The 26,069-nt window shown below is 73.4% G+C and carries 21 protein-coding genes; 13 read left to right on the top strand and 8 right to left on the bottom strand.

Going from position 1 to position 26,069, the window contains the following annotated elements; translation table 11 throughout:
- Positions 1–605: 605 nt before the first annotated feature.
- A complete protein-coding gene (locus tag ACTG9Q_RS02685; protein ID WP_455570945.1) occupies positions 606–1,466 on the bottom strand; it encodes an LmeA family phospholipid-binding protein in 861 nt (286 codons plus the stop codon).
- Positions 1,467–1,822: 356 nt separating this feature from the next.
- Here ACTG9Q_RS02685 and ACTG9Q_RS02690 point away from each other — a divergent pair, with 356 nt between their 5' ends.
- From ACTG9Q_RS02690 to ACTG9Q_RS02735, 10 genes are all read left to right on the top strand, one after another.
- Positions 1,823–2,551, top strand: a complete 729-nt coding sequence (locus tag ACTG9Q_RS02690; RefSeq protein WP_455570946.1) for a winged helix-turn-helix transcriptional regulator — start codon at positions 1,823–1,825, stop codon at positions 2,549–2,551.
- Between the two features lie 38 nt (positions 2,552–2,589).
- Entirely contained in the window at positions 2,590–3,474 is an 885-nt protein-coding gene (mshD, locus tag ACTG9Q_RS02695; RefSeq protein ID WP_455570947.1) for a mycothiol synthase, read from the top strand.
- Positions 3,475–3,675: 201 nt separating this feature from the next.
- Positions 3,676–4,806, top strand: a complete 1,131-nt coding sequence (pstS, locus tag ACTG9Q_RS02700; protein ID WP_455570948.1) for a phosphate ABC transporter substrate-binding protein PstS — start codon at positions 3,676–3,678, stop codon at positions 4,804–4,806.
- 179 nt (positions 4,807–4,985) lie between these two features.
- Positions 4,986–5,912, top strand: coding sequence for a phosphate ABC transporter permease subunit PstC (gene pstC / locus ACTG9Q_RS02705; protein ID WP_455571308.1), 927 nt, complete (start codon positions 4,986–4,988; stop codon positions 5,910–5,912).
- Positions 5,909–6,820 carry a phosphate ABC transporter permease PstA gene (pstA, locus tag ACTG9Q_RS02710; protein ID WP_455570949.1) on the top strand — a complete coding sequence of 304 codons (912 nt, stop codon included), beginning with the start codon at positions 5,909–5,911 and terminating at the stop codon, positions 6,818–6,820. Before pstC ends, pstA begins: the two co-directional genes overlap by 4 nt.
- Before the next feature lie 10 nt (positions 6,821–6,830).
- Positions 6,831–7,607, top strand: coding sequence for a phosphate ABC transporter ATP-binding protein PstB (gene pstB, locus ACTG9Q_RS02715; protein WP_455570950.1), 777 nt, complete (start codon positions 6,831–6,833; stop codon positions 7,605–7,607).
- Positions 7,608–7,770: 163 nt separating this feature from the next.
- On the top strand, positions 7,771–8,157 hold the full coding sequence (locus tag ACTG9Q_RS02720) for a hypothetical protein (protein ID WP_455570951.1): 387 nt from the start codon (positions 7,771–7,773) through the stop codon (positions 8,155–8,157).
- Between the two features lie 29 nt (positions 8,158–8,186).
- Positions 8,187–8,759: a DUF3558 domain-containing protein gene (locus tag ACTG9Q_RS02725; protein WP_455570952.1), complete on the top strand. Its 573-nt coding sequence runs from the start codon at positions 8,187–8,189 to the stop codon at positions 8,757–8,759.
- A 22-nt stretch (positions 8,760–8,781) separates the two neighbouring features.
- Positions 8,782–10,422, top strand: a complete 1,641-nt coding sequence (locus tag ACTG9Q_RS02730; RefSeq protein WP_455570953.1) for a hypothetical protein — start codon at positions 8,782–8,784, stop codon at positions 10,420–10,422.
- Positions 10,422–11,180, top strand: coding sequence for an ESX secretion-associated protein EspG (locus ACTG9Q_RS02735; RefSeq protein ID WP_455570954.1), 759 nt, complete (start codon positions 10,422–10,424; stop codon positions 11,178–11,180). Before ACTG9Q_RS02730 ends, ACTG9Q_RS02735 begins: the two co-directional genes overlap by 1 nt.
- 18 nt (positions 11,181–11,198) lie before the next feature.
- On the opposite strand, the gene phoU is transcribed toward ACTG9Q_RS02735, so the two are convergent.
- The 6 genes from phoU to ACTG9Q_RS02765 all read right to left on the bottom strand — a co-directional run bounded on the left by phoU (position 11,199) and on the right by ACTG9Q_RS02765 (position 21,112).
- Positions 11,199–11,864 carry a phosphate signaling complex protein PhoU gene (gene phoU, locus ACTG9Q_RS02740; protein ID WP_455570955.1) on the bottom strand — a complete coding sequence of 222 codons (666 nt, stop codon included), beginning with the start codon at positions 11,862–11,864 and terminating at the stop codon, positions 11,199–11,201.
- 76 nt (positions 11,865–11,940) lie between these two features.
- Complete coding sequence (locus tag ACTG9Q_RS02745) at positions 11,941–17,382, bottom strand: LCP family glycopolymer transferase (protein ID WP_455570956.1); 5,442 nt, start codon at positions 17,380–17,382, stop codon at positions 11,941–11,943.
- A gap of 220 nt (positions 17,383–17,602) precedes the next feature.
- Positions 17,603–18,511, bottom strand: a complete 909-nt coding sequence (locus ACTG9Q_RS02750; protein ID WP_455570957.1) for a GGDEF domain-containing protein — start codon at positions 18,509–18,511, stop codon at positions 17,603–17,605.
- Positions 18,512–18,685: 174 nt separating this feature from the next.
- Entirely contained in the window at positions 18,686–19,135 is a 450-nt protein-coding gene (locus tag ACTG9Q_RS02755; RefSeq protein WP_455570958.1) for a hypothetical protein, read from the bottom strand.
- A gap of 2 nt (positions 19,136–19,137) precedes the next feature.
- Complete coding sequence (gene dusB, locus ACTG9Q_RS02760) at positions 19,138–20,268, bottom strand: tRNA dihydrouridine synthase DusB (protein WP_455570959.1); 1,131 nt, start codon at positions 20,266–20,268, stop codon at positions 19,138–19,140.
- Positions 20,269–20,320: 52 nt separating this feature from the next.
- Complete coding sequence (locus ACTG9Q_RS02765) at positions 20,321–21,112, bottom strand: hypothetical protein (protein WP_455570960.1); 792 nt, start codon at positions 21,110–21,112, stop codon at positions 20,321–20,323.
- Positions 21,113–21,214: 102 nt separating this feature from the next.
- Here ACTG9Q_RS02765 and ACTG9Q_RS02770 point away from each other — a divergent pair, with 102 nt between their 5' ends.
- Complete coding sequence (locus ACTG9Q_RS02770; RefSeq protein WP_455570961.1) at positions 21,215–21,943, top strand: 3'(2'),5'-bisphosphate nucleotidase CysQ; 729 nt, start codon at positions 21,215–21,217, stop codon at positions 21,941–21,943.
- On the opposite strand, the gene ACTG9Q_RS02775 is transcribed toward ACTG9Q_RS02770, so the two are convergent.
- Positions 21,912–22,841, bottom strand: coding sequence for an aminoglycoside phosphotransferase family protein (locus tag ACTG9Q_RS02775; RefSeq protein WP_455570962.1), 930 nt, complete (start codon positions 22,839–22,841; stop codon positions 21,912–21,914). The two genes, ACTG9Q_RS02770 and ACTG9Q_RS02775, sit on opposite strands and share 32 nt — an antisense overlap.
- A 174-nt stretch (positions 22,842–23,015) precedes the next feature.
- Between ACTG9Q_RS02775 and ACTG9Q_RS02780 the strand changes: the two genes are divergently transcribed.
- Together ACTG9Q_RS02780 and wecB are read left to right on the top strand one after the other, a co-directional pair.
- On the top strand, positions 23,016–24,986 hold the full coding sequence (locus ACTG9Q_RS02780) for a DUF6541 family protein (protein ID WP_455570963.1): 1,971 nt from the start codon (positions 23,016–23,018) through the stop codon (positions 24,984–24,986).
- Between the two features lie 24 nt (positions 24,987–25,010).
- The gene (gene wecB, locus ACTG9Q_RS02785; protein WP_455570964.1) at positions 25,011–26,069 is read left to right on the top strand and encodes a non-hydrolyzing UDP-N-acetylglucosamine 2-epimerase; all 1,059 of its coding nucleotides are present in this window, start codon (positions 25,011–25,013) and stop codon (positions 26,067–26,069) included.

Here is a 26,069-nt window from a genome sequence, read left to right on the forward strand (position 1 = left end):
TCGTGACGGACATACGGTTCAGCAACGGATGCGCCTCGCGGTCGAGGCGGGACCCGGGCGCGGCGTGGGGAACGCCGCGGCGAGGGCGGGAGCGGTGGCTGTGGTCCCAATGCGGTCAGGGGTCCCAGCGCGGTCAGGACAAGGACGCGGAACAGCGCGGAGCGGGGGCTGGTCGACGCGTGCGGACATGACAAACCTTCCTGACCTGGGAGAACGGCGTACGGACGGAGTTATGCCGCCATAGCGCGCGTGCCCCGACAAAGGCTGCTGTCGACGCGGCAGAAGTCCACCGCGCGCCGCCTGGTCAGGTACTGAGTCACGGCGGCGAGCCTACCGCCGTTCCTCGGACTGGGAACCGCACGTCCACTTCGTGGGACGGCGGACGCGGCCGTCGCCCGACGGGGAATGCGCAGGTCCGGCGGCTGGTTGGGCTGCCGGACCTACTGCCGGTCCTACTGGGAGTCTCGCCGGGAGTCCGTTAGCGAGTCCCGCTGGGAGTTTTGCTGGAAATCTGGCAGGGAGTTCCGCTGGGAGTTCTGCCGGAAATCCGGCTGGGAGTTTGCTGGGAGCAGCGTGCCGACCGCGGCCAGGGCCCGGTCACCGACTCACCCGCCCAGCACGATCCCCGACGCCGTGCCCTGCACCGCGAGCACGCCCGCCTCGACCTTGACCTCGGTCGGGGTGACCGCGAACGGCAGCTCGCCGGGGTCGAGGGAGACCGCGAACAGCGGCAGCACCTTGTCCTGGATGGGCTTGGGCACCTGGGCGCGGCTGATCGAGTTCTTCAGCTCGAGGCGCTTGGGCTGCACGGCGATGCCGCCGTTCTCCAGCGCGATCAGGGAGAACACGCACAGCTCCGTGGTCTGCCCCGCGACCTCGACGGTCCCGCACAGCTTGACGCCCGCGGTCTTGCCCGCCCGGTCGGCGATCTCGGCCTCGGTCGCGGTGACCTCGGCCTCGGGGTCGGCCACGAGCTCCTCGGCCACCGGCGCGATCGTCAGGTTGGTGATCGAGGCGACCACGCGGTTGGCGTTGCTCTGGATGGCCCGGTTGACGTCGGTTGCCTTGACCCGCACCTGGCCGTGCACCTCGCGCACCGGCACCCCGGTCAGCGTGCCGCCGATGACGTCGGACAGCGGGGCCTGCACCCCGCGCAGCTCGGCGTGCACCTCGACGTCGCGCAGGGTGTTGACCGGCACGCCCTGGGCGTCGACGGTCACCGACTCGTACTCCCCGGAGACCGCCTGCACCAGGAACGAGAACCCGCCGATCTTCACCGAGGGGTGGTCGCGCAGGTCGAACTGCTGCTGCGCGCGCTTGGACACCTCGTGCTCGACGATCGCCGCGGCGCCGAAGTCCGCGGCCACCAGCAGGCCGAGCAGCACCACCAGGATCACGATGGTCCGGCGCACCGCCTTGGAGCGGCGGCGCCTGGGGGGCGCGCCGGTGTTCGTCGTCGTGGTCATCAGCCGTCCTCGCCTCGCCACCGCGGTCGGCGTCAAGCGTAGTCACGCGGGCCCGGCCCGCCGGGTGGACGGGGGCAGCCGGGGTTACACCGTGTTCACAAATGATTTTCGCCGATCGCCCCGCACGCCTTGAATTCTGCGTTTTCCGGCGGTGTGCAGCGGATTTACCCGGCTGTAACACGCCCTGGCCAGAGCGCCTGCCAGGCTGCTCGCGCAGGGCCGCCCGTGTGACAGAGGCGTCACGCCGGCGACAATTGCCACTCGCGCGGTTTATTCTCCTCGCATCGTCTTTACCGATCCCCACGCGGGACCGCACCTCAACGACGCGGAGCGGGCGATCACGTCAGGAGGCGTCGATGAGCCTGGATCTGCTGTTGCTCACCGCGGACCCCGAGCCCGGCTCCGTTCTCCCCTCGCTGATGCTGCTGCCGCACTCGGTGCGCGCGCAGGCCCCCGAGGTGACCGCCCTGCTCGACGCGGGCTCCCGGGACGCGGTGATCGTCGACGCGCGCACCGACCTGGCCGCGGCCAAGAGCCTGTGCAGGCTGCTGACCAGCGGCGGTGACAACGCCCCGGTGATCGCCGTGGTCAACGAGGGCGGCCTGGTCGCCATCAACGCCGACTGGCGCATCGACGAGATCCTGCTGCCCGGCGCGGGCCCGGCCGAGGTCGACGCCCGGCTGCGGCTGCTCAGCTCGCGCGGCTCCGCGGGCGCGGGCGTCGACGGCGCGCTGCGCCTCGGCGAGCTGGTCATCGACGAGGCGACCTACGCCGCCAAGCTGCGCGGGCGCCCGCTCGATCTCACCTACAAGGAGTTCGAGCTGCTCAAGTACCTCGCCCAGCACGCGGGCCGGGTGTTCACCCGCGCGCAGCTGCTGCAGGAGGTCTGGGGCTACGACTTCTTCGGCGGCACCCGCACCGTGGACGTCCACGTGCGGCGGCTGCGCGCCAAGCTCGGCACCGAGCACGAGCAGATGATCGGCACCGTGCGCAACGTCGGCTACAAGTTCGTGCAGCCGCCCAAGTCCGGCGTGCGCCGCGAGGTCGAGGTCGAGGACCTGTCCTACCAGGTCGACGCGCGTTGATCGCCCGCACCCGGTGATCCACCGGTAGTTTCGGCCGGGTGGACCTGACCTGGCACCCCGAGATCGACCCCGCCCTGGTGCGCGAGTTCCTGCTCGCCGTGCGCGCCACCGACGGCCGACCCGAGGTCACCCCCGAGGGCCCCGTCCCCCGGGAGTTCCGCGGCGGGCGGCACCTGGTCGCCGCGGTCGGCGACCGGCTGCTCGGCTACGCCCACCTCGACACCGGCGGCGACGCCTTCGGCAGACAGGTCGCCGAGGTGCTCGTCCGCCCGGAGGACCGCGGCCGCGGCCTCGGCACGGCCCTGGTCGCCGAGGTCCGCGCCCAGGCGCCCGCCGACGTGCGGTTCTGGTCCCACGGCGACGACCCGGCCGCCGCCCGCATCGCCGAGCGGCTGGGCATGGCGCGGGTCCGCGAGCTGTGGCAGATGCGCCTGGACTTCGCCGACCCGCTGCCCGAGGCCGCCTGGCCCGCCGGGATCTCGGTCCGCGCGTTCCGGCCGGGCCGCGACGAGGACGCCGTCGTCGCGGTCAACAAGCGCGCCTTCGACTGGCACCCCGAGCAGGGCGCGCTCACCGCGGCCGACGTCGCCGCCACCGAGGCCGAGCCCTGGTTCGACGCTGACGGGTTCTTCCTGGCCGTCGACACCGCCGAGCGCGTGGTCGGGTTCCATTGGACCAAGGTGCACCCCGACGGCGTCGGGGAGGTCTACGTCGTCGGTGTCGACCCCGACGCCCAGGGCGGCGGACTGGGCCGCGCGCTCACCCTGGCCGGGCTCGCCCACCTCCGCGATCGGGGCCTGACCTCGGTGATTTTGTACGTGGAGGCAGACAATGCGCCAGCGGTCGCGGTGTATCGGCGACTCGGATTCGCCCGATCAGCCGCTGACATTCAGTACGCGGCCGTTCCGGCATCTGGCGGATAATTGATTACGTCAGGCAAACGCGCAGGCCACGGGTAGGACACAGGTTCACTCACCGAACGTCGGTCCCATCACAGTAACGGCCTTGTTCACTTCACGTTCACCTATACAGGGCCGTTCGTCCACTACTGCTGCTTAGCGTCCCGGCATACGGCGCACTCAGCGTGACGCCGCGCCATTGAGGTTCCTGCTGGAGGAATACCTGTGAAGATGAAGCGGTACGCCAACGTGCTCGGCATGGTCGCGGCGGGCGCCTTGGCGCTGTCCGCCTGCGGTAGCGACACCAACACCCCGCAGAACCAGGGCCAGGAGTCGGGGGCGCCCGCGCCGACGGGCACCGCCGCCGTCGAGTGTGGCGGCAAGAAGGACCTGACCGCGGAGGGCTCCTCGGCCCAGAAGGGCGCGATGGACGCGTTCATCGCCGCCTACGGCCAGGCGTGCTCCGGTCAGCAGCTGGCCTACACCCCCACCGGCTCCGGCGCGGGCGTCAAGCAGTTCATCGGCGGCATCGTCGACATCGGCGGCAGCGACTCGGCGCTGAAGAAGGACAAGGGCGAGGTCGACGACGCGGCCACCCGCTGCGGCGGCAACCCGGCGTGGAACCTGCCGATGGTCTTCGGGCCGGTCGCCGTCGTCCACAAGGTCGAGGGCGTGACCGACCTGACGCTCAACGGCGAGACGCTGGGCAAGATCTTCTCCGGTGGCATCACCAAGTGGAACGACCCGGCCATCGCCGCGCTCAACAACGGCGCCACCCTGCCGGACACCGCCATCACCGTCGTCTACCGCGGTGACGAGTCGGGCACCACCGACAACTTCCAGAAGTACCTGACCGCCGCCTCCAAGGGCGCGTGGACCAAGGACGCGGGCAAGACCTTCAACGGCGGCGTGGGCCAGGGCGCGCAGGGCTCCGCCGGTGTCGCCGAGGCCGTCGCGGCGGGCAACGGCGCCATCGGCTACGTCGAGTGGTCCTACGCCCAGGACAAGAACCTGGCGATGGCCAAGCTCGACAGCGGCTCCGGCGCCGTCGAGCTGACCGCGGAGACCGCGGGCAAGGCGATCGACTCGGCCAAGATCAAGGGCGAGGGCAACGACCTGGTCATCGACCTCGACGCGCTCTACGCCAGCGACACCGCGGGCGCCTACCCGCTGGTCCTGGCCACCTACGAGATCGTCTGCTCCAAGGGCTACGACGCCGAGACCACGAAGGCCGTGAAGGCGTTCCTCACCACCGCGGCGACCACCGGCCAGGCGGGCCTGGTGGACGCGGGCTACGTGCCGCTGCCGCAGGCCTTCCAGACCAAGCTGCTCGACGCCATCAAGGCGATCGCCTGATCGTCCCAGTGGCACACTCGCTCCACGGTCAGCGGCCCCGGCCGTGACGCCGCCAGTCGGACGCCCCGCGCACCCGATCCGGGTGCCGGGGCGGCTCGGCGTCCACCACCTCGACGGAGGCGACGATTACACCCACCGAGCAGGGCGCAGGCACCCCGCGGGCCGAAGGCGCCACCAGAATCGTCACCCGCCCGGGTGACCGCATCTTCAAGGCGCTGACCGTCGGCTCCGGCGTGCTCGTCGTCGCCATGATCGTCCTCATCGGCGTGTTCCTGCTGATCCAGGCGATCCCGTCGCTCGCGGAGAACTCCTCGAGCTTCCTGTTCAGCCGGGAGTGGAGCGCCGACCCGGACAGCCTGGCCTTCGGCGTGCTCGACCTGCTGCTGGTCACCGTGTTCAGCTCGATCTTCGCGCTGGTCATCGCCATGCCGGTGGCGCTGGGCATCGCGCTGTTCCTCACCCAGTACGCCCCGCGCAACCTCGCGCGGCCCTTCGCCTACCTCGTCGACCTGCTGGCCGCGGTGCCCTCGATCATCTACGGCCTGTGGGGCGCCTACGTCCTGGCGCCCGCGCTGACCCCGGTCAGCACGTGGCTCAACGAGAACCTCAGCTGGGTCCCGATCTTCGCCGACGGCAACACCAGCCTGGTGATCGGCCAGACGATCTTCACCGCGGGCATCGTGCTGGCGGTCATGCTGCTGCCGATCATCACCGCGATCAGCCGCGAGGTGTTCGACCGCACGCCCACCATGCAGGTCGAGGGCGCGCTCGCGCTCGGCGCCACCAAGTGGGAGGTCGTGCGCACCACCGTGCTGCCCTTCGGCCGCGCGGGCTACGTCAGCGCCTCGATGCTCGGCCTCGGCCGCGCGCTCGGCGAGACCATCGCGCTGCTGATCATCCTGGCGCCGACCTCGGAACACTTCGGCTGGAGCCTGTTCGACGGCGGCGACACCATCGCCTCCAAGATCGCCAGGGCCGCGCCGGAGTTCAACGACCCCCGCGGCGCGGGCGCCTACATCGCCGCGGGCCTCGTCCTGTTCGTCCTGACGTTCGTCGTCAACGCGTTCGCCCGGGGGATCATCGCCCGGCACAAGGAGTACGAGTGACGACAGCGACCGACCTGGACCGCCCGGCCGCCCCGCCCGCCTTCCAGGAGATCAACGCCCGCCGCCGGTTCAAGGACCGGCTGGCCACCATCCTGATCTGGGGCACCTTCGCCCTGGCGCTCGCCCCGCTGGCGTGGGTGCTGATCACCGTGGTGGCCAAGGGGTTCGTCCACGTCCTGAACCCCGACTGGTGGCAGAAGTCGCTGGCGGGCCTGACCTCGCGCCAGTTCGGCGGCGGCGTCTACCACGCGATCTTCGGCACCCTGCTGCAAGGGCTGATCTGCGCGGTGATCGCGGTGCCCATCGCGATCATGGTCGCGGTGTACCTGGTGGAGTACGGCAAGCGCAGCAGGCTGGCGCGCGCGGTGACCTTCACCGTCGACATCCTCTCCGGCGTCCCGTCGATCGTCGCCGCGCTGTTCATCTACGCCCTGTGGGTCACCACCCTCGGCATGCCGCGCAGCGCCTTCGCCGTGTCGCTCGCCCTGGTGCTGCTGATGATCCCCGTCGTGGTGCGCACCACCGAGGAACTGCTCAAGATCGTCCCGGACGAGCTGCGCGAGGCGTCCTACGCGCTGGGCATCCCGAAGTGGAAGACCATCGTCAAGATCGTCATCCCGACCGCGATGTCGGGCATCATCACCGGCATCACCCTCGCGATCGCCAGGGTGATGGGCGAGACCGCGCCGGTGCTGATCCTGGTGGGGTACACCTCGTTCATCAACTACGACCCGTTCAACGGCAACATGGCATCCCTGCCACTGCTGATGAACGTGGAGCGGCTCGTCATCAACGACGTCGGCGAGGCCAGGGTGTGGGGCGCCGCGGTCACCCTGATCGTCATCATCACCGTGTTCAACGTGCTGGGATCGCTGATCTCGCGGTTGACGTCCCTGAAGACCAAGTGAGCGGGTAGCCATGGCCAAGCGGATCGAAGTCAAGGACCTGAACCTGTACTACGGCAAGTTCCACGCCGTCGACAGGGTTTCGCTGACCGTGCCCCCGCGCAGCGTCACCGCCTTCATCGGGCCGTCCGGCTGCGGCAAGTCCACCGTCCTGCGCTCGCTCAACCGCATGCACGAGGTCATCCCCGGCGCCCGCGCCGAGGGCCGCGTGCTGCTCGACGGCGAGGACATCTACGCCCAGACCGTCGACCCGGTCTCCGTGCGCCGCACCATCGGCATGGTGTTCCAGCGGCCGAACCCGTTCCCCACCATGTCCATCCGCGACAACGTCGTCGCCGGGCTCAAGCTCGCCGGGGAGAAGGACAAGGACAAGCTCAACGAGGTCGCCGAGCGCGCCCTGCGCGGCGCCAACCTGTGGACCGAGGTCAAGGATCGGCTCCCGCGCCCCGGCGGCGGCCTCTCCGGCGGCCAGCAGCAGCGCCTGTGCATCGCCCGCGCCATCGCCGTGCAGCCCGACGTCCTGCTGATGGACGAGCCCTGCTCCGCCCTGGACCCGATCTCCACCCTGGCGATCGAGGACCTGATCCAGGAGCTGAAGAAGGACTACACGATCGTGATCGTCACCCACAACATGCAGCAGGCCGCGCGGGTGAGCGACCAGACGGCGTTCTTCAACCTCGCGGGCGTCGGCCAGCCCGGGCGGCTGGTCGAGATCGACCACACCGAGCAGATCTTCTCCAACCCCTCGCAGAAAGCCACCGAGGACTACATCTCCGGCCGCTTCGGCTGATCACCCGCACCTGCCCTCACCCCACACCGGGCCCCGATCCGCACCGGATCGGGGCCCGTGTCGCACCCGGGAACCGGCAACCCGCCGATAGCGTCACAGCCGGGACGTCGACCACGGTCGATTGGTACCGTGCTCGTGGGGTCTGACCGGTCGGAGGGCAGCGATGTACATCGACGACGCGGGCGGCGCCAGGATCGGTGCCACCATCGGCAAGTCCATGGCGGGTTTCGCCGCCACCGCCAAGTCCGGCGGCTTCGCGGTGAGCGAGCAGGGCGGCGAGGCCCTCCTCAAGGCCATCTACGACATGGCCGACTGGGTGGACAACCAGTCCTTCGAACTCGACCTGCTCGCCCAGCAGGCGAAGCTCGGCAGCACCAACAACGCCCAGGCCATGAAGCCGTACCTGCACGAGGTCGCCGTGGACCAGCAGGGGCTCATCACCCAGCTCAAGCAGTTCCGCCAGTCCCTCGTCGAGGCCGAGGAGGGCATCAAGGCCGCGATGGCGAACTACCAGAAGACCGACCGGCTCAACGCGGGCAAGCTCGCCTGACCACGCTTCGCGAAAGGTGCACGTTCACTGTGAGGACTCCGCTCGTGGTCGTCGTGGCCTTCGTCTCCGTGCTCGTGGGCGCGGTCGGGTGCTCGCCGACGACGCCTGGCGTGCCCAATCCCAGCGGCTCGACGCCCGGCCCGGCCTCGACCTCGGCCGATGGGCCCACCGGCGAGCCGACGACCTCCACGGACGCGCCGGGGTCGCCGCTGGCCTCGGTCGATCCCTGCGGGCTGCTGGACGCCGCCGCGCTGTCGTCGTTGGGGATCACCGCCGAGGGCGCGGAGGTGACGGTCGGCGACGCCCGGGGGTGCCGGTGGCGGGTCCGCAAGGACAGCGTGAGCGACAGCTACACGATCGGCACCGCGATCTATGAGGAACTCGGGCTCAAGGACGTCGTCGCGGATGGCGATACCAAGGAGATCACGGTCAACGGCCGTGACGCGGTGGAGCGGCTCGGGGTGGGCGGCACCGCCTGCGCGGTCGCCCTGGCGGTCACCGAGACCTCCCGGGTGGACGTCGTGGCGACCGGCGCTGACGGAAAGGCCCTGTGCCCAGCGGTGAACCAGGCCGCGAAGCTGGTGGAACCCGAGTTGCCGTGACGGCGGGAAGGGTGGAGCGACGATGACCGGACAGGGTTACGACCCGACCCGTGATCCCAACAGCCCGTACTACATCGACCGGCGGGACACCTCGCAGACGCGCGACGAGGTGCAGAGCGAGGCCGCGCGGGATGTCGACCGGGACATCGAGGACTCCGGCTGGCTGGAGGAGTTCATCCGGCGGTTCACCCGCAACAGCGAGATCGATCAGCAGTTCAACCAGCAGCTCAACGCACAGGCCGACGCGCTGGCGGGCGGCGTGAACATGCGTCAGCCACCGGCGATGATGTGCACGAACTACATGAGCTACGACCACTCCGCGCTCAAGCCGATGGTGACCCAGGACGTCAGTCCCGAGGAGGTCGGGGCGATGAGCGACGCCTACACCAGCACCGGCAACGCCATGGTCAAGTTCCAGACCGACGTGGCCTCGGCGATCAACAGCAGCCAGACCGAGTGGGAGGGCCCCGCGGGCGACTCCGCGCGGCAGTTCATGGCGAACGTGGGCAACTGGGTCGGGCAGGCCGGGCAGAGCTCGCAGTACGCGGGCACGCAGCTGGCGCTGCACTCGACGGCGCTCACCGAGGCCAAGAACACCATGCCCGACGAGAAGCCGTTCAACTACGACGCGGCCATGCAGGACCTGGCGACCACGACGAACCCGATGGTCTTCGCCACCAAGGCCGCGGGCTACATGAACGACTACCGGGAGAGCCAGGCCGCGCACGAGGAGGCCGCCCGGGTCGTGGGCACCTACGACAGCCAGCTCGGCTCGGCGTCGACCATGCCCGCCTTCGCGACGCCGCCCAGCATGGCCGACTCCGGCGGCGGCGACCCGACCAGCACCGATGACGGCCGCGGCGTCGAGCAGGCGCGCGACACCGACGTCACCGTCAACGACAGCGGCACGACGCCCTCGAACAGCGACAACGGCACCCCGCCGTCGGGCAGGCCGGACACCGGCCTCACCCCGCCGCCGGGCGACACCGGCAGGCCGCCCGGCACCGGCCCGGACGGGAGCGGACCCCGGCCGGTCGGGCCGTCGGTCCCGCTGCCCGTGCCCGGCGGTCCCGGTGGCGGCGGCACCACGCCCGGCGGGTTCGACCCGTCCACACCCGGAACCCCGTTCCCGCCCCCTGGCGGCTATCCCGGTGGCCCGGGTGGTCCCGGTGGCCAGCCCGGCGGAATGTCGCCCATCGGCGGTCTGCCGATGGGCCCTGGCGGCGCGGGCGGCGACACCTCCCGTGGCGGACGCGGCGGCGCCGGCGGCGGGTTCGGCGGCGGCAGGCCCGGTTTCGGTCCTGGCGGCGGCCCGGGTGGCGCCGGTGGTGGTGCGGGCGGCGCAGGCGGTGGTGCGGGCGGCGCAGGCGGTGGTGCGGGCGGTCTGGCCGGGAAGGGCATGGGCCTCGGGCCGGGCGCGGGTGCGGCGGCTGAGCACGCCGCGGGCCGCGGCGGCGGCGTGGGGGCCGGTGCGGGAGCAGGCGCGGGCGCGGCGGGTGGCCGTGGCGGCGGCGCCGGGATGGGCGGGATGGGCGCGACGGGCGCCCGGGGCCAGGGCGGGGAGGACGAAGAGCACCAGCGGCCGTCCTACCTGGTCGAAGCCGACCCCGACGAGGTCTTCGGCACCTCGGAGATGACCGCGCCGCCGGTGATCGGCGGCTGATGAACCGGTCCTTCTCGCTGTCGCTGGCCGCGGTCGACGTGCTCTCGCAGCTGCTGCGCGTCAACTGCAGGCTCTACCCGTTCGAGATCCCGAGCTTCGGGCAGTACGCCGAGGACCGGGGCCGCATCGCCAGGGCGGTGTTCACCGACCTGGCCAGGCGCGGGCTGATCGGCCCGGACGGCGTGGCCGAGGACGTGGAGCGGGCGCTGACGGTGACCGCCGACCACGAGGTCGGCGTGGCCGTGTCCGGCTCGCTCGCGCCGGGCACGCTGATCAGGGCCCGCGCCGCCGCGTCGGGCGACACCGGGGTGCTGGCGGTCCAGGAGGGGCAGAGCCTGCGCTTCGAGCTGGTCGGCGCCCCCGGCCTGGCCAGGGCCCTGGTCGCCCTGCTGCCCTTGGCATCGCCGGGACCGGGCCAGTCGGTGCAGATCGAGCAGCCCGCCGCGACCGTGCCCAGCGGCGGGGGCTTCGCCCAGCCGGTCCGCGCCCCCCGCTCAGTCGCCGACGCCCAGCTGCGCATGGCCGCGACCATGCTCGAACGCCCCCGCAAGGGCTTCGGCTTCTTCACCATCACCGGCAAGGGCCGCCACGGCCGCGAGGTGGACGCGGGGAACCTGGGCTGGATCGACACCGACGCGGGCCGCTACCTCACCCTGACCCGCCCCAGCCCCGACGGCGCCCTGCGGGCTACCTACTCCCCCGCCGACAGCACGAGGCTCGCCCAACAACTGGACGCCCTGCTCCAAGCCGCCCGCTGACGGGCGGCGTCTCAGGTCTTAGGGGTCCAGGTCCGAGCCCGAGCCGGGCATGCGGCCGGTGACGACGAAGACGACGCGCTTGGCGACGGAGACGGCGTGGTCGGCGTAGCGCTCGTAGAAGCGGCCGAGGAGGGTCACGTCGACCGCGGCGGCGACGCCGTGGGGCCAGTCCTTGTCCATGAGCACCGTGAACAGGTGGCGGTGCAGGTCGTCCATCTCGTCGTCGGCGTCCTCGAGGGCGCGGGCGGCGGCGACGTCCTGGGTGCGGATGACCTCCTCGGCCTGGCGGGCCAGGCCGACGGCGATGCGGCCCATCTCGCCGAAGTAGCCGAGGACCGGCTCGGGCAGGACTGGGCTGGGGTGCCTGCGCCGCGCCGCCTTGGCCACGTGCAGGGCGAGGTCGCCCATGCGCTCCAGGCTTTCCGCGGCGTGGATGGCGCCGAGGACCGTGCGCAGGTCGGTGGCGACCGGGGCCTGCAGGGCGAGCAGCGAGTACGCGTGCTCCTCACAGGCCGAGCGCGCGTCGTCGATCTTCTCGTCACCGCTGATCACCTGCTCCGCGAGACCGAGGTTGGTCTCCAGCAGAGCGCGCGTGGCGAGGTCCATCGCCTCGCCGACCATCGCGCACATCGCGCCGAGCTGGTCGGCAAGTTTTCCTAGTTCACTGTGGTAGGCCTCGCGCATGCCGACGAGCCTAGACGCAACCGCCTCGGAAGCACCCATTGGTGGATGAATCCGCGGTGAACCCCGGTGGACGAGTTCACGCGCAGGTGACGTCGCCGCCGTTGATCGCCGAGAGGTCGGCGGGCAGCTTCTCCGGCTCGGGCTCGGCGACCTCGGCGGTGCCCGGGGCGACGACCTGCCCGTCGTACTCCGGGCCCAGCACCAGCGCCAGCGCGTTGCCCATCGACCGGTCCGCCTTGAGCTGCGTGCCCGGGATCGATGAGGCCAGGGTGCGGGCCGCGGTCTCGTTGCCCGTGCTGTAGTAGACGACGGTGTGGGAGACCTCGGGCGCGGAGTTCACGAACACGACCTGGTAGCCGAACGCGGCGAGCTTGTCCGCGGTGCGCCGGGCGATGCCGCCCGCCTCGTTGCCGCCGTTGAGCACCTGGATCTTGAGCTTCTTCGGGTCCGCCTGCTGCAGGCGCGCGCGCAGCGGCGATGACTGCGGCAGCGCGCGCTGCTCCTCGCCGTCCGCGGCGGGCTTCTCCCCCGGCAGCGGCTGGTTGTTGACGATCGCGCGGAACAGCGCGGCGTTGTCCTCGACCCGGAGTTCCTCGTTGCCGCGCCGGTTGGACGTCCCGACGGTCGGCACGGTCAGGAAGGTGACCCGCCCGGCCTCGAGGCGCTGCAGCGACTGCCCGAGGGAGAACAGCGAGTCGACGGTGATGTTGTCGCCGAAGGTGGAGCTGGTGAACGCCTCGGTGAACCCGGTCAGCTTCGACGGGTCGAGCAGCACCTGGGCGGACATGGACTTGCGCAGCAGCGAGGACAGGAACCGCTGCTGGCGCTTGATCCGCCCGTAGTCCGACGTCGGGTCGCCGCGCACTTGGCGCGCGCGCACGAAGTCCAGCGCCTGGTCGCCGCGCAGCACCACCTCCTCGCCCGACTGCTGCACGATCCACTTCTTCATGAACGTGTCGTACATCGGCTCCTCGACGCACACGGTGACGCCGTCGACGGCCTCCACCATGCCCTTGAAGCCGTGGAAGTCGATGCCGATGAACCGGGTGATCCGCAGCCCGGACAGCCGCTGCACCACCTTGGTCGCGCACAGCGGCCCGCCCACCTGGTAGGCGCTGTTCATCTTCGCGGTGGACTGCCCGGCCACCTGCTCGCCGGTGTACTTGCTGGACTTGGGGTCGAACCGCTCGCACTCGGGCCGGTCGATCTCCAGGTCGCGCGGGAAGGACACGATCACGACGCGGCTCCGGTCGGCCGGGATGTGCGCGATCATCATGGTGTCCGCGCGCGCCCCCGGCACCTCGCTGGCGTCGCCGACGCCCTCCTCGCTCTCGGCGCCCTCGCGGGTGTCGGAGCCGACGAGCAGGAAGTTCTCGTCACCGCGCTGCGCGTCGGCGTTCTGGATGGCCGAGGACTCCGGGTCCAGCGCGCGGACCTTGTCGATGTTGTCGCCGGTGTTCTTGATGAAGCTCCAGCCGACGCCGGTCGCGATGAACACCAGGATCGCGGTCGTGCCCGCGAACACCCGGGCGAACAGGCTGCGCTTCCTGGGCTTGGGCCGCTCCTCGTCGTCCTGGGCGCTCTCCCCCGGGGGCTTGGCCAGCTCGTCGAGCTGGTCCTCCAGCTCGGCGTCCTCGGCGTTCCTCGGCAGCCGCCGCTTCGCCCGCTTGGCCCGCTCCTCGGCCTTGAGCTCGTCGTGCACCTTGGAGAAGCGCGCCAGCGTCTGGTCGACCCGCCTGCGCTTCTGGGTCGCCTCGCCGATGGGCTCCATCTCGGTGGTCAGCCCGGCCGCCTCGGCCCCCGACACCCCGGGGGGCGGGGTCAGCGCTACGCGGGCGGTCTCCTCGGGGTGGGCGGCCTGCCCCGGCGGCATGGACGACTGGCCGGGGGGCTGCTGGCGGGGAATCCGCGGCTTGCCGTCCCCGGTGAGCCGCTGCGCGCCCTCCCCGCCCGCGTCGACCGGGAACCGGCCGGAGGGCTGCGGGGCCTCGGGGAAGGGCGGGCGGTCGTCGGGGAAGACCCCGTCGGCCCCCGAGCGGCGGGCGGTGTCGTCGGCGGGGACGGGGTGCCCGCCGGTCTGGTGCTGCCTACCGCGCTCGTGCCCGGGTCGCTGGGGCTCGTCCAGGGGTCCCGTGGGCATGGGGTAGGCGCCGGTCGGCTGCGGACCGCGCCGGGGCGGGACCGGGTGGCCCCCGCTCGCCTGCGGACCGCGCCGGGAGTCCTCGGGCGGGATGGGGAAGGCGCCACTCGCCTGGGGGCGGCGCTGGGGCTCGTCGGCGGGGCCGTTCACGCGGGGGGCGCGGCGGTGGGGCTCGCCCGGCGGGATGGGGAAGGCGCCGCTTGCCTGGCGACCGCGGCCGTGGGGCTCGTCGGTCGGGCCGTTCGCGTGTGGGCCGCGGCGCTGGGGGTCCTCGGGCTGGACGGGGACGGCCCCGGTCGCCTGTGGGCCGCGGCGCGGGGGCTCGTCGGCGGGGCCTCCGCCTGCCCGCGGGCCACGCCGGTGGGGCTCGTCACCTGGGCCGTTCGCGTGTGGCCCGCGTCGCTGGGGGTCGTCCGGTTGGACGGGGACGGCGCCGGTTGCCTGGCGACCACGACCGTGGACCTCGTCGGTCGGGCCGTTCGCGAGTGGCCCGCGTCGCTGGGGGTCGTCCGGCTGGATGGGGACGGCGCCGGTTGCCTGGCGGCTGCGGCGCTGGGGTTCGTCGGCGGGGCTGTTCGCGTGTGGGCCGCGGCGGTGGGCGTCGTCGGGCGGGATGGGGAAGGCGCCACTCGCCTGTGGGCCACGGCGGTGGGGCTCGTCGGCGGGGCCTCCGCCTGCCTGGGGGCCGCGAGGGGGCTCGTCGGTGGGGCCGCTTGCCTGCGGGCCGCGGCGGTGGGGCTCGTCGGCGGGGGCGCCGCTCGCGTGTGGGCCGCGGCGGTTGGGGGCGTTGGGTGGGATGGGGAAGGCACCGCTCGCCTGGGGGCCACGGCGCTGGGGCTCGTCCACCGGGTAGGCGCCGGTCGGGTGCGGGCCGCGGCCGGTGGGGCGCGGGGACTCGTCGCTTTGGCGAGGACCGCGGCCCGCGGGGCGCTGCGGCTCGTCGCCCGGATGGGAAGCGCGGCCCGCGGGGTGCTGGGGGCCGTCGCCGGGGTGGGGACCGCGGCCCGCGGGGCGGGGGTCGTCCAGGGGAGCGTGCTGGAGCGGGTGGGCGCCGGTCGGCTGCGGCCTGCGGCCGGGCGGGAAGGCGGGGGGCTCGTCCGGGGGGCCGGTGTGGACCGGGTGGCTGCCGGTGGGCCTGCGGCCTGCCGGGCGCTCGTCCGGGGGGCGGTTCTGGAGCGGGTGGGCGCCGGTGGGCTGGCGGCGGCCGGGGTGGGGCTGGGCGCCGGTCGGCTGGGGCTCGTCGGCGAAGAGCGCGTCCGGGCGGGGCAGCGGGCGCCTGCCCGGTGGGCGCGGCGGCTCGTCGGCCAGGGGGTGCTCACCGGTCAGGCGGGGCGGGCCGTCCGGACGGCTGGGCTCACCGCCGAGGCGCGGGTCGGGGCGCGGGCCGCTGGATCGGAGCGCGTCCCCGTGCGTGTACTCGCCGCCCGCTCGCGGGGGCTCGCCACCGTCGCGCGGATGCCCGACGCCGGGGCGCGGGCGGGCGCCCGGCTCGGGGACGCCGCGGTCGACCGGGAAGTGGTCGTCGGACGTCGCGGCGGCGCGGTGGTCGCGGGGGAACGGCTCGTGCCCGGGGACGGGGTAGTACTTGCTCGGCCGGTCATCCTCGATGAAGTCGCCGGTCTGCGTCGGTTCGGGCCCGCGCTTGGCCGGGCGGGCGGGCGGCGGCGCGAGCCTGCTCGGCGGCTCGGCCGGGTCGCCCGCGGGGATGAACTGGTCGAAGTCGAGGCCCGGCGCGTCGTCCGGCACCCGGTGCGTCCCGGTGGCCTGGCGGACGACGTCCGCGGGCACGGAGGCCCGGTGCGGACCACCCGGCTCGACCGGGGGCACGATCGGCGCACTGCGCTGACCGGGCGCCTGCCTGCGCGGCGCGCGCTCGGGGGCGGGCTGGCGCGGCTCCACCGGCGAGCCGGGCCTACGCCCTTCCGCGGCGTTGCCGGGCCGCTGACCTTCCGGCGGACCGGTTCGACGGCCTTCCGCGGCATGACCCGCGCCGTGGACATCCGCTGACGGGCCGCCCCGGCGCGCTTCCGTGGCGTGGCTGGGCCGGTTGATCTCGGTCGGCGGACCGGCGCGGTGGCTTTCCGCGGCATGACCTGCGCCGTGGACGTCGGGTGACGGGCCGCCTCGGTGCGATTCCGACGTGTGGCCGGGCCGGTTGATCTCGGTTGGGGGGCCGGATCGGTGGGCTTCCCCGGGGCCCGGCCGGCGGGCTTCCGCGGCGTAACCGGGCTGGTGCTCCTCGGGACCCGACTGACGGGCTTCGGCGTGGCCCGGGCGGTCCGGAGACGGGCCGGGTCGGCGGGCTTCGGCGGGGCCCGGCCGGCGGACTTCTGCGGCGTGGTCGGGCTGGTGTGCGTCCGGTGATGGGCCGGGCCGGTGGCCTTCCGCGGCGTGGCCCGCGTGGTGGCCCTCCGGTGACGGGCCAGGCCGGTGCGCGTCCTGGGACGGCCCGCGGCGGGCGTCTGGGGGAGGTCCGGGCCTGCGGCCCGCGACCGGAGCGGGCCGGTGGGCGTCTGGCGATGGCCCGCGGTGCGTCTCCGGCATAGGGCCGGGATGGATGTCCGGGGACGAGCCGCGGGGGGACTCCGGTGCAGGGCCGGGGTGGTGGACGTCTGCGGACGAGCCGGGGTGGTAGGCATCCGGCGACGGACCGGGGCGGTGGACGTCCGGAGGCGGCCTGCGGTGGGTCTCCGGCGCAGGGCCGGGGTGGTGGACGTCCGGGGTCGAGTCGGGGTGGTAGGCATCCGGCGTGGGGCCGGGGCGCGGTTCCGGGGCTCGGCGGGTGGGCGGGGGCTGCCGGAAGGGCGGCTCGTCGGCCTGGCCGCGGGTCGGCCGGGGGTCGGGCGCCTGTGGGTACGGCTCCGGGGCGCGGCGGGGGGGCTCGGGCCGGGTGGGGTACGGGTCGGGCTGCGGGGCGTACCCCTCGGGCTCGGACCCGTACGGCGTGGACTGGGAGCCGTGGGGCTCGGAACCGTGGGACTCGGGCTGGGAGCCGTAGGGGTCGGAGCTGTAGGACTCGGGGGAGGTCTCGCCGGAGGACTGCTCCGGCGCGCGCCTGCGGCCTTGGCGGGCGGGCGGGGTGTCGTTCTGCTCCGCGGCGGCCTTGCGGCCCTGGACGGCGGCGCCGAGGTCCTCGATGCCGCCGCGCCGCGGGGGCTCGGGGGCGGCGTGGCGGGACTCGTCGGGGGCGCGGCGGCGGCCCGCGGCCGGGAGGTCGGTTCGGGAGGCGCTGTGCCGCTCTACCAGGTCGGAGACGCTGAGGCCGCCGTCGTCGTCGAGGGAGCGGCGCCTGCGGCGCGGCTGGTCGGAGTCGGGCGCGCGGCGCTTCCCACCTGGGCTGGAGGGCGGGGCGCCGTCGCCGTCGTAGTCGTCGGGCACCCAGACTCCTTCCGTGTCACCGCGCAAGCGTTGCAGGTTGGTTATCAACACGTTGCGTTGCCGCACTCGGTTGCTTACCCGATCGTGTCAGTGTTGCGGAGGCGATAGTACGGATGGCAGCCATCCGTGACGACCACCGCCCGGCGATTCCGCACGCACCGTAGGCGGAATTGCCCACGGGATTACCCCGATTGGGCGACTTGAGCGCGCTCGCTCGCTCTCAGCGGGCCGCCGCGCGCGGCGGCGTCACCGCGCGTCGTCCCGCCGCCGGTCCGGCCAGGTGGGCCTTGCCCGCGGTGAGGTAGGCCACCGCGTTGCGGCCGGACTGCTTGGCCGTGTACAGCAGGCCGTCGGCCTCGCGCAGCTGCCGCTCCGCGGAGGCGGGTGTGTCGTCCGCCACGTCCGCGGCGGGCGCGTACGCCAGGCCCACGCTCACCGTCACCCGCAGCCCGAGCACGAGGCTCGACCACGGGTGGGTCTCCACCCGGGCGCGAGCCGCCTCGGCCAGCGCGACCGCCGTCGGCCGGTCGACGGCGGGCAGCACGAGGACGAACTCCTCGCCGCCGTAGCGGGCGCAGAAGGCGTTGTCGGGCAGGTCCTGCTGCAGCAGCTCCACGACCCGCTGCAGCACGCGGTCGCCGACGAGGTGACCGAAGGTGTCGTTGACCTGCTTGAACCAGTCGAGGTCGACCAGCGCCACGGCCAGCCCGCCGGTGTGGCCGCGGTCGGCGAGCACCTCGATCAGCCTGCGGTCGAGGTAGCGGCGGTTGTAGCTCGCGGTCAGGCTGTCGCGGATGCTCTGCTCTTGGGCCTCGGCGTGCTCGCGGCGCAGGCGGTCGACCTCGCGGCGGAGCTGCTCGGGGATCGGCGGCGGCGCGGTCAGCTCCGACATCAGGTCCAGCGCGGAGCGCAGGTGCTGGTAGGCCTGCCGGTACTGGCCCCGGGAGGCCAGCAGGGTGGCGATCGACTCGTGCAGGTTCACGAGGTTCGCGGCGTCGACGGGCGCCCCGGCCTCGGCTCTCGGGTGGTGGCGCAGCGGCACGGTGGGTTCGTTGACCCGGCGTTCACGCCAACTGGCCGTGCGCTGGTCGGGTTCCGGCTCGGCCACACCTCGTCCCAGTACGGACACCGCGGTCACCTCCCTACCTACGAGTGTGTCGTCCGGAATGAAGGTCCGCTTGAGCGGACGGGACGCTTGGGACGGGGAATTCCCCCTACCGGTGGATAAGCCGACCCGGGAGGTTTCGGGGCGTCGTCAACGAGGGGTGGTGGATTACGACATTCGGGTGTCACCCGAACGTCGTCATTCGCTGGGGCAGGGGGTGAACCCGTATGCCTTCCCGTCGAGCAGGACGACCCGCTGTGACCCGATTTGCTCCCCGAGGGTGGTCGTGCCCCGCCGAATGGTCACAGTCACGGCGACCACATAGGTGTCACCCCGTGGTTTCTCGCCTGCCTTCTCCGGTTTCCACGCCGGATCGGCGCGCACTGTCGAGGCCACCGGGGCCATCCGCAGGACGAGGTCGTCGAGGTCGCAGAACCGGTCGGTGAAGTCGGGGTGCTGGGTGCGGCGCAGGAAGTCGGCCTGGGCGGTCGAGCCCTCCTCACCGGCCTCGTTGAGCGCGGTGAAGTAGCCCAGCACCTGGTCCTGGCCCGCGTCGCCGGTCGACGTCGGCACGGGCGTGCCCGCCACCGTGGTGGAACAACCCGCCACCGCGGCCGCCACGACGGCCACCCCTGCCAGTCGGCGCACTGTCAGCCCCCGGAGTGCATCAGGTCGGCCCCGACGGGCACCGCGGTGTCCTCCGGGTCGTCGAGCCAGCCCTCGGGCAGCACGACCCTGCCCGGCGAGCCCTGCCGCCCGCGCGGCCCGTCGGCGTCGGCCGGGTAGGGCGCGTCGGCGTCGAGCCGGTCGATGAGCCCGGCCAGCTCGCCGAGTCCGGACACCAGCGCGAAGCGCTGCCTGAGCGTGGCCCCGATGGGGAATCCGCGCAGGTACCAGGCCATGTGCTTGCGCAGGTCGCGCAGTCCCTTGTCCTCCCCGAGGTGGTCGGCCAGCAGCTCCGCGTGGCGGGTGAGGATTCGCCCCACCTCGCCCAGCGTCGGCCCCTCGGGCACCGGCTGCCCGGTGAAGGCGGCGTGCAGCTCCCGGAACAGCCACGGCCTGCCCAGGCACCCGCGCCCCACGACGACCCCGTCGCACCCGGTCTGCTCGACCATCTTGAGCGCGTCCGCCGCGCTGAAGATGTCCCCGTTGCCCAGGACCGGGATCGAGGTCACGGCCTCCTTGAGCCGCGCGATCCGCGACCAGTCGGCCTCCCCGGAGTACCGCTGCGCCGCCGTCCTGGCGTGCAGCGCCACCGCCCGCGCGCCCTCGCCCTCGGCGATCCGACCGGCGTCGAGGTAGGTCACGTGCTCGGCGTCGATCCCGACCCGGAACTTCACCGTCACCGGGACGTCGCCCGCGGCGCCCACGGCCGCGGCGACGATGGCCCGGAACAGCTGCCGCTTGTACGGCAGCGCGGCGCCCCCGCCCTTGCGCGTCACCTTCGGGACGGGGCAGCCGAAGTTCATGTCGACGTGGTCGGCGAGGTTCTCCCCGACGATGATCCGGGTGGCCTCGGCGGTGGTGGCGGGGTCGACGCTGTAGAGCTGCATCGAGCGCGGGTTCTCGCCCGCGCCGAAGGTGATCATCTCCATCGTCTTGGCGTCGCGCTCGACGATGGCCCGCGCGGTGATCATCTCGCAGACGTACAGCGACGTGGGGCTGCCGAACTCCCGGCACAGCGTGCGGAACGCGACGTTGGTGATCCCCGCCATCGGCGCGAGCACGACCGCCGGGTCGACCCGGTGGGGACCGATCCTGAGCGTGCGCGGTGGGGTCATGGCGCCCATTGTCCCTGGTGACCGGGCCCACTGGCGACGTGGGCGAGGGCGGTCACCAGGTGGACAGCCCGGAGGGCTCGTCGCCGCAGGCGCCGTGGTCGGTGGCGGGGTCGTCCATGCCGACGTCGGTGGTGTCCGCGCCGTCGTCGTCGAGGGGCTTGAGGTCGTCGTACCAGTCCGACAGCGACGGCTCGCCGGTGTCGGTGGTCTCGGCGACGGGCTCGGCGGCGCCGGGCTCCTCGCTGCCGGCGGCGTCGCCGGAGCCGTCGGCTGAGTCGTCTGCTGGGGCGTCGCCTGGGTCGTCGGCGGGCTTGAGGTCCTCGAACCACTCGGTGAGGGAGGGGCCGTCGGCGCTCGCGGGGTCCTCGGCGGGCTCGGCGGACCCGGCGGGCTCGTCCTCGGCCGGGGGCTCGTCGGTGGGCTCGGCTTCGGTCGGGGCGTCCTCCGCTGGGGCGTCCTCGGTCGGGTCGGCGTCCTGGGGCTCGGTGGAGTCCTCGGCGGGGGGCTGGTTCTCGAAGCCGCTGTCGGGGTTGTCCGCGGGCTGCACGGGCGCCTCGGCGGGCTCCTGCTCACCCGCCTGGCCCTTGGCGTTCCACGTGCCCTCGCCGGAGGGGTCGTGGTAGGCGGACTCGGCCACGCCGTCGTCGTTGAGGTCGAGGAGGGCGGTGTCGGCGGCGCCGTCGCCGTCGGAGTCCCACATGGCGTCGTCGTAGCGGCCGTCGCCGTCGAAGTCGACCGCGATGGCGTCGGTGGTCCCGTCGCCGTCGACGTCCACGTTGGTCTGTCCATGATGGACGTTCGGGTCGCCGTCACCGGTGCCGAAGTGGTACTGGATATCCGCCATCGTCTGCCCCTCCGCCTGCGCTGTCGCCCACGTAGACGCGCGGCGACCACCCCCGGTTCCGCGCGAGCGTAGTCCACCGCGCCCGCTGCTACGGTCGGTTCCGTGGACGATCTCGGGGTGGCGGCCGACGCCGCGCGCCAAGCGGGCGCCCTCTTGAGCGGACTGCGTGGGGCGGGCGGCGAGGACCTCGGCGGCCGCGGCGACGCGCAGGCCAACGGCGTCATCCTCGCCCTGCTCGCCGACCGGCGGCCGGGCGACGCGGTGCTCTCGGAGGAGTCCGCCGACGACCCGGCCCGCCTCGACGCCGACCGGGTCTGGATCGTCGACCCCCTCGACGGCACCCGCGAGTACGCCCTGGGCAGCCCGGAGTGGGCGGTGCACGTCGCCCTCTGGGAGCGCGGTGAAGGGATCACCGCCGCCGCGGTCGCCCTGCCCGCGCTGGACGCCGTGCACACCAGCGGCGACCGCGTGAGCACCCCGCGCGAAGGCCCGCTGCGCATCGTCGTCAGCGCGAGCCGCGCGCCCGAGGGCGTGCAGGCGCTCGCCGAGCGGGTGGGCGCCGAACTCGTCCCGATGGGCTCGGCGGGCCGCAAGGCGATGGCCGTGCTGCGCGGCGAGGCCGACGCCTACCTGCACGCGGGCGGGCAGTGGGAGTGGGACTCCGCGGCCCCGGTCGGCGTCGCGGTGGCCGCGGGCCTGCACGCCTCCCGCGTCGACGGCACGCCCCTGCGCTACAACCAGCCGCACCCGTACCTGCCGGACCTGCTGATCTGCCGCCCCGACCTGGCCGAGCGGCTGCTCACGGCCTGGGCCCGTCCAGCAGGGTCATGAGCGTGCGCCGCGGCGCGTCGGCGAACTCCCCCGGCCCGCTGCCCGCCGCCCGGGCCCAGGTGAGCGTGCGCGCCACGATCCCCAGCCTGCACGCCAGCGCGAGGTCGGCGCGCAGCCGCTCGACGGGGCCGTGCTCGGCGAACCCGGCCAGGTAGCGCTCGCGGGCGTCGGCGGCGGCCGCGGGCCCGAGCGCGTCGCCGATCACCTGGAGCGGGAGCAGCGCTGCGGCGAAGGGGTGGGCCACGACGCTGTCGCCCCAGTCGTAGAACCGGGGGCCCGCCAGGACGTTGCCCGCGTGCAGGTCGTTGTGGTCCAGGGAGGCGGGCAGCGGCGACTCGGCGAGTTCGGCGGCCCACCCGGCCACGAGCCGCGCGGCGGTCCCGTCGGTGAACGCCGCGGGCAGGTCCCCGCCCACGACGGCCACCGCCTCGGTGAACCGCGCGGGCAGCACGGCCGGGCGCATGTCGGTCACCCCGGCGGCCAGCAGCCGGTCCACGTGCGGCGCCAGCCGCCGCTGCAGGTGGCCGTACTCGACCAGCGCGTCGCCCAGCCCCTCGGGCGCGTCCAGGGTGGGGCCGCCATCGGGCAGCAGCACCCAGCCGCGCGCCGGGTCGGCGGCCAGCGGGGCGAGCACCCGGTCCGGGGCCACCTCGGCGAGCACGAGGTACAGCCCGGCCTCGAACGCGGTCTGCGGCCCGGACGCCTTGAGCCACACCCGGCCGCCGGTCGTCTCCGCTGTCAGCACGGTCGCCCACGGCCGCACCCGGGGCTGGGCCACCTCCCCGGTCCGCGCCAGCCCCGCAGACCGCAACGCGCCGTCCAGCCAGGCGACGGCGCGCTCCCGCCAGCCGGCGCTTTCCCACTCGCAGTCCACGTCCGCTACTCCCGTCTCCGCCATGCCGCGCCCACGATGGCGCACCCCGGTCCGGCCTGGGAATTCAGCCCGAGATCCGGTTGATAGTGTGCGGACCGCCCAGTGGCTTGGGATCTGTCCGCGCCCGGAGCCCGCGCCGCGACCCGCCTGGCCCTCGGCGGTACGAGCCGACTGCACGCGTCAGCCCGAGGAGCACACATGAGTTGGTGGCAGTTGGCTCCGGCCCTGCTCGTCACCGCCGCCATCGTCTTCCTGCCCGGCTACCTCGTCCTGCGGTGCTGGGCCGTCACCGGCTTGGTCGCCGTGGGGATGGCCGCGCCGCTGTCGGTCAGCCTGATCGCGGTGACGGCGATCCTGGGGCCGTGGGCCGGGCTGGGCTGGAGCGTGCTGCTCGTCGTGGTGCCCGCGGTCGTCCTCGCCGCGGCGGGGCTGGCGGTGCGCGCGCTGCGACCGGCCGCGCTCGGCGTCCACGGCAGGCCGCACAGGCCGACGCGGTCGCGGTGGACCCTGCTGGCGCACTTCGGCGCCCTGCTGATCCCGGCGGTCCTGCTCACCCGCGGGCTGACCAGGATGATCGGCGGCCCGGAGAACATCTCCCAGACCTACGACAACATCTTCCACCTCAACGCGATCCGCTACATCCTGGAAACCGGGTCCGGCTCGACGCTGACCATGGGCGGGATGGCCAGCGCGGGCGCCAGGCCCTCGGTCTACCCGGCGGCGTGGCACGACGTGGTGAGCCTGGTCGCGCAGGTCTCCGGCGGGTCGATCGCCGAGGCGGTCAACGCGGTGACCCTCGTCGTCGGCGCGCTGGTCTGGCCGATCTCGGTGATCTTCCTGACCACGAGGGTCACCGGGACCCGGCCAGTCCCTGTGCTGTTCGCGGGCGCGCTGTCGGCGGTGTTCGGGGCGTTCCCGTACCTGATGGTCGACTTCGGCGTCCTGTACCCGTACTTCCTGTCCCTCGCCCTGCTGCCCGCCGCGCTGGCGCTGGTGGTCATGGCCACCGGCGTCGGCGAGCGCGGCGGCGTGCCGCGCTGGCTGGCGGGGGTCGGCGTCGTCGCGGCGTCGCCGGGGGTCGCGCTCGCGCACCCGAGCACCGTGCTGGTGCTACTGGTGTTCGCCGTGCCGGTCTTCGTCGTGGGGATCGTCCGCTACCGCAGGGTGCTGCTCGCCCACCGGGCGGCCGCGACGCGGTACTGGGTGCTCTTGGCGCTGCTGGGCGGGTACCTCGCCGTTGGGGTGGTGCTGTGGACCCGGCTTCGGCCCACGGACGAGGCGTCGCTGTGGAAGCCGTTCCAGACCATCCCGCAGGCGATCGGCCAGGTGATGTCGGGCGGGTACATGGACCAGGGCCCGGCCTGGGTCGTGCTGCTGCTGACCGTGGTCGCCCTGGGCCTGGTCACGCGCAGGCAGTTCAGCCAGTGGGTGGTCGGGGTCTACCTGATCGCCGCGGGCCTGTTCATCGTGGTGTCGGCGGTCCCCCCCGGCGCGCTCCGCGACTTCCTCACCGGCGTTTGGTACAACGACAACAACCGGCTCGCCGCGATCATGCCGATGATCACCGTCGTGGTCTGCGCGATCGCCGCCTCCTGGTGGTTCGACCGCGGCAAGGAGATGCTCGCCCGCCGGTACCCGCGCCTGGCCCCGCGAACCGAACAGAAGGCAGCGCTGGCCGCGTTCGTGCTGGCGGCGCTCATGGGAGTGGTCGGGCAGTACAGCTCGGTCAACTACGCGGTGGCCGACGGCATGGCCGACTACCGGGCGCGCGAGGGCGCCCCCGTGCTGTCCCCGGCCGAGGAAGCCCTCCTGGAACGCCTCGACGAGCACGTGCCGCCGGACGCGCGGATCATCGCCAACCCCTGGACCGGCACCTCCCTGGCCTACGCCATCGGCGAGCGGCGGACCCTCACCCCGCACGTCGGCGGCCGCATCCCCGACGACGTCGCCTACGTGATGAACAACCTCGACCGCATGGACAGCGACCCGCGCGTCTGCGCCACGATCCGGGAGCTGAACAGCTTCTACGTCCTGGACTTCGAGGGCAGGCAGGTGCACAACCGCGACATCCGGTTCGGCGGGCTGGAGCTGCCGTTCATCAACCCGGGACTGACCAGGATCGACGGCGAGGGGGCCCAGGCCACCCTGTTCCGGGTGACCGGCTGCTGAACCGGCAGGAATACACTCCCCGCCATGCGAATCCTGAGCGTCGTCGGCGCCCGCCCGCAGTTCGTCAAGCTCGCCCCCATCGCGCGGGCGACGCGGGGGCAGGCCGACCACCTCATCGCGCACACCGGCCAGCACTACGACCACAACATGAGCGACGCGTTCTTCGCCGACCTCGGCATCCCGCACCCGGACTTCAACCTCGGCGTCGGCTCCGGCAAGCACGGCGAGCAGACCGGGACCATGCTGGCGGGCCTGGAGAAGATCATCGAGGACACCGCCCCCGACTGGGTGCTGGTCTACGGCGACACCAACTCCACCCTCGCCGCCGCGGTCGCCGCGGTGAAGCTGCACGTGCGGGTCGCCCACCTGGAGGCGGGCCTGCGCTCGTTCAACCGCCGCATGCCCGAGGAGCACAACCGGGTCCTCACCGACCACGCCGCCGACCTGCTGCTCGCCCCGACCGAGGTGGCGATGCGCCACCTGGCCACCGAGGGCCTCGCCGGGCGCAGCGTGCTCGTCGGCGACGTGATGACCGACGTGCTTTACCAGGTGCGCGACCAGGTCGCGGGCACCCCGCTCGCGCTGCCCCTGCCGGTCGAGCCGGGCGGGTACTACGTCGCCACCATCCACCGCCCCGACAACACCGACGACCCGGCCAGGCTGCGCGCGATCATCGACGGCATCGCCAAGGTCGGCAAGCCGGTCGTGCTGCTGGCCCACCCGCGCCTGCGCGGGCTCGCCGAGCGGCACGGCATCGAGCTCGGCGCGGGCTCGATCACCGTCTCCCCGCCGGTCGGCTACCCGCAGCTGGTCAACGCGGTGGCCAACAGCGCGGGCGTCATCACCGACTCCGGCGGCCTGCAGAAGGAGGCGTTCCTGCTGCGCGTCCCGGGCACCACGCTGCGCCCGGAGACCGAGTGGGTCGAGACCGTCGAGCTGGGCTGGAACGTGCTGGTGGACAAGGACTTCGCCGCGCTGCCCGGCATCGTCGAGCGGCCCCGCCCCGCCGACACCGACGCCACCCCGTACGGCAGCGGCCAGGCGGCTGAGGCGGTCGTGCGGGCGCTGGTCGAACGCGGGTAG

Source organism: Actinokineospora lacus (genome assembly GCF_053813445.1).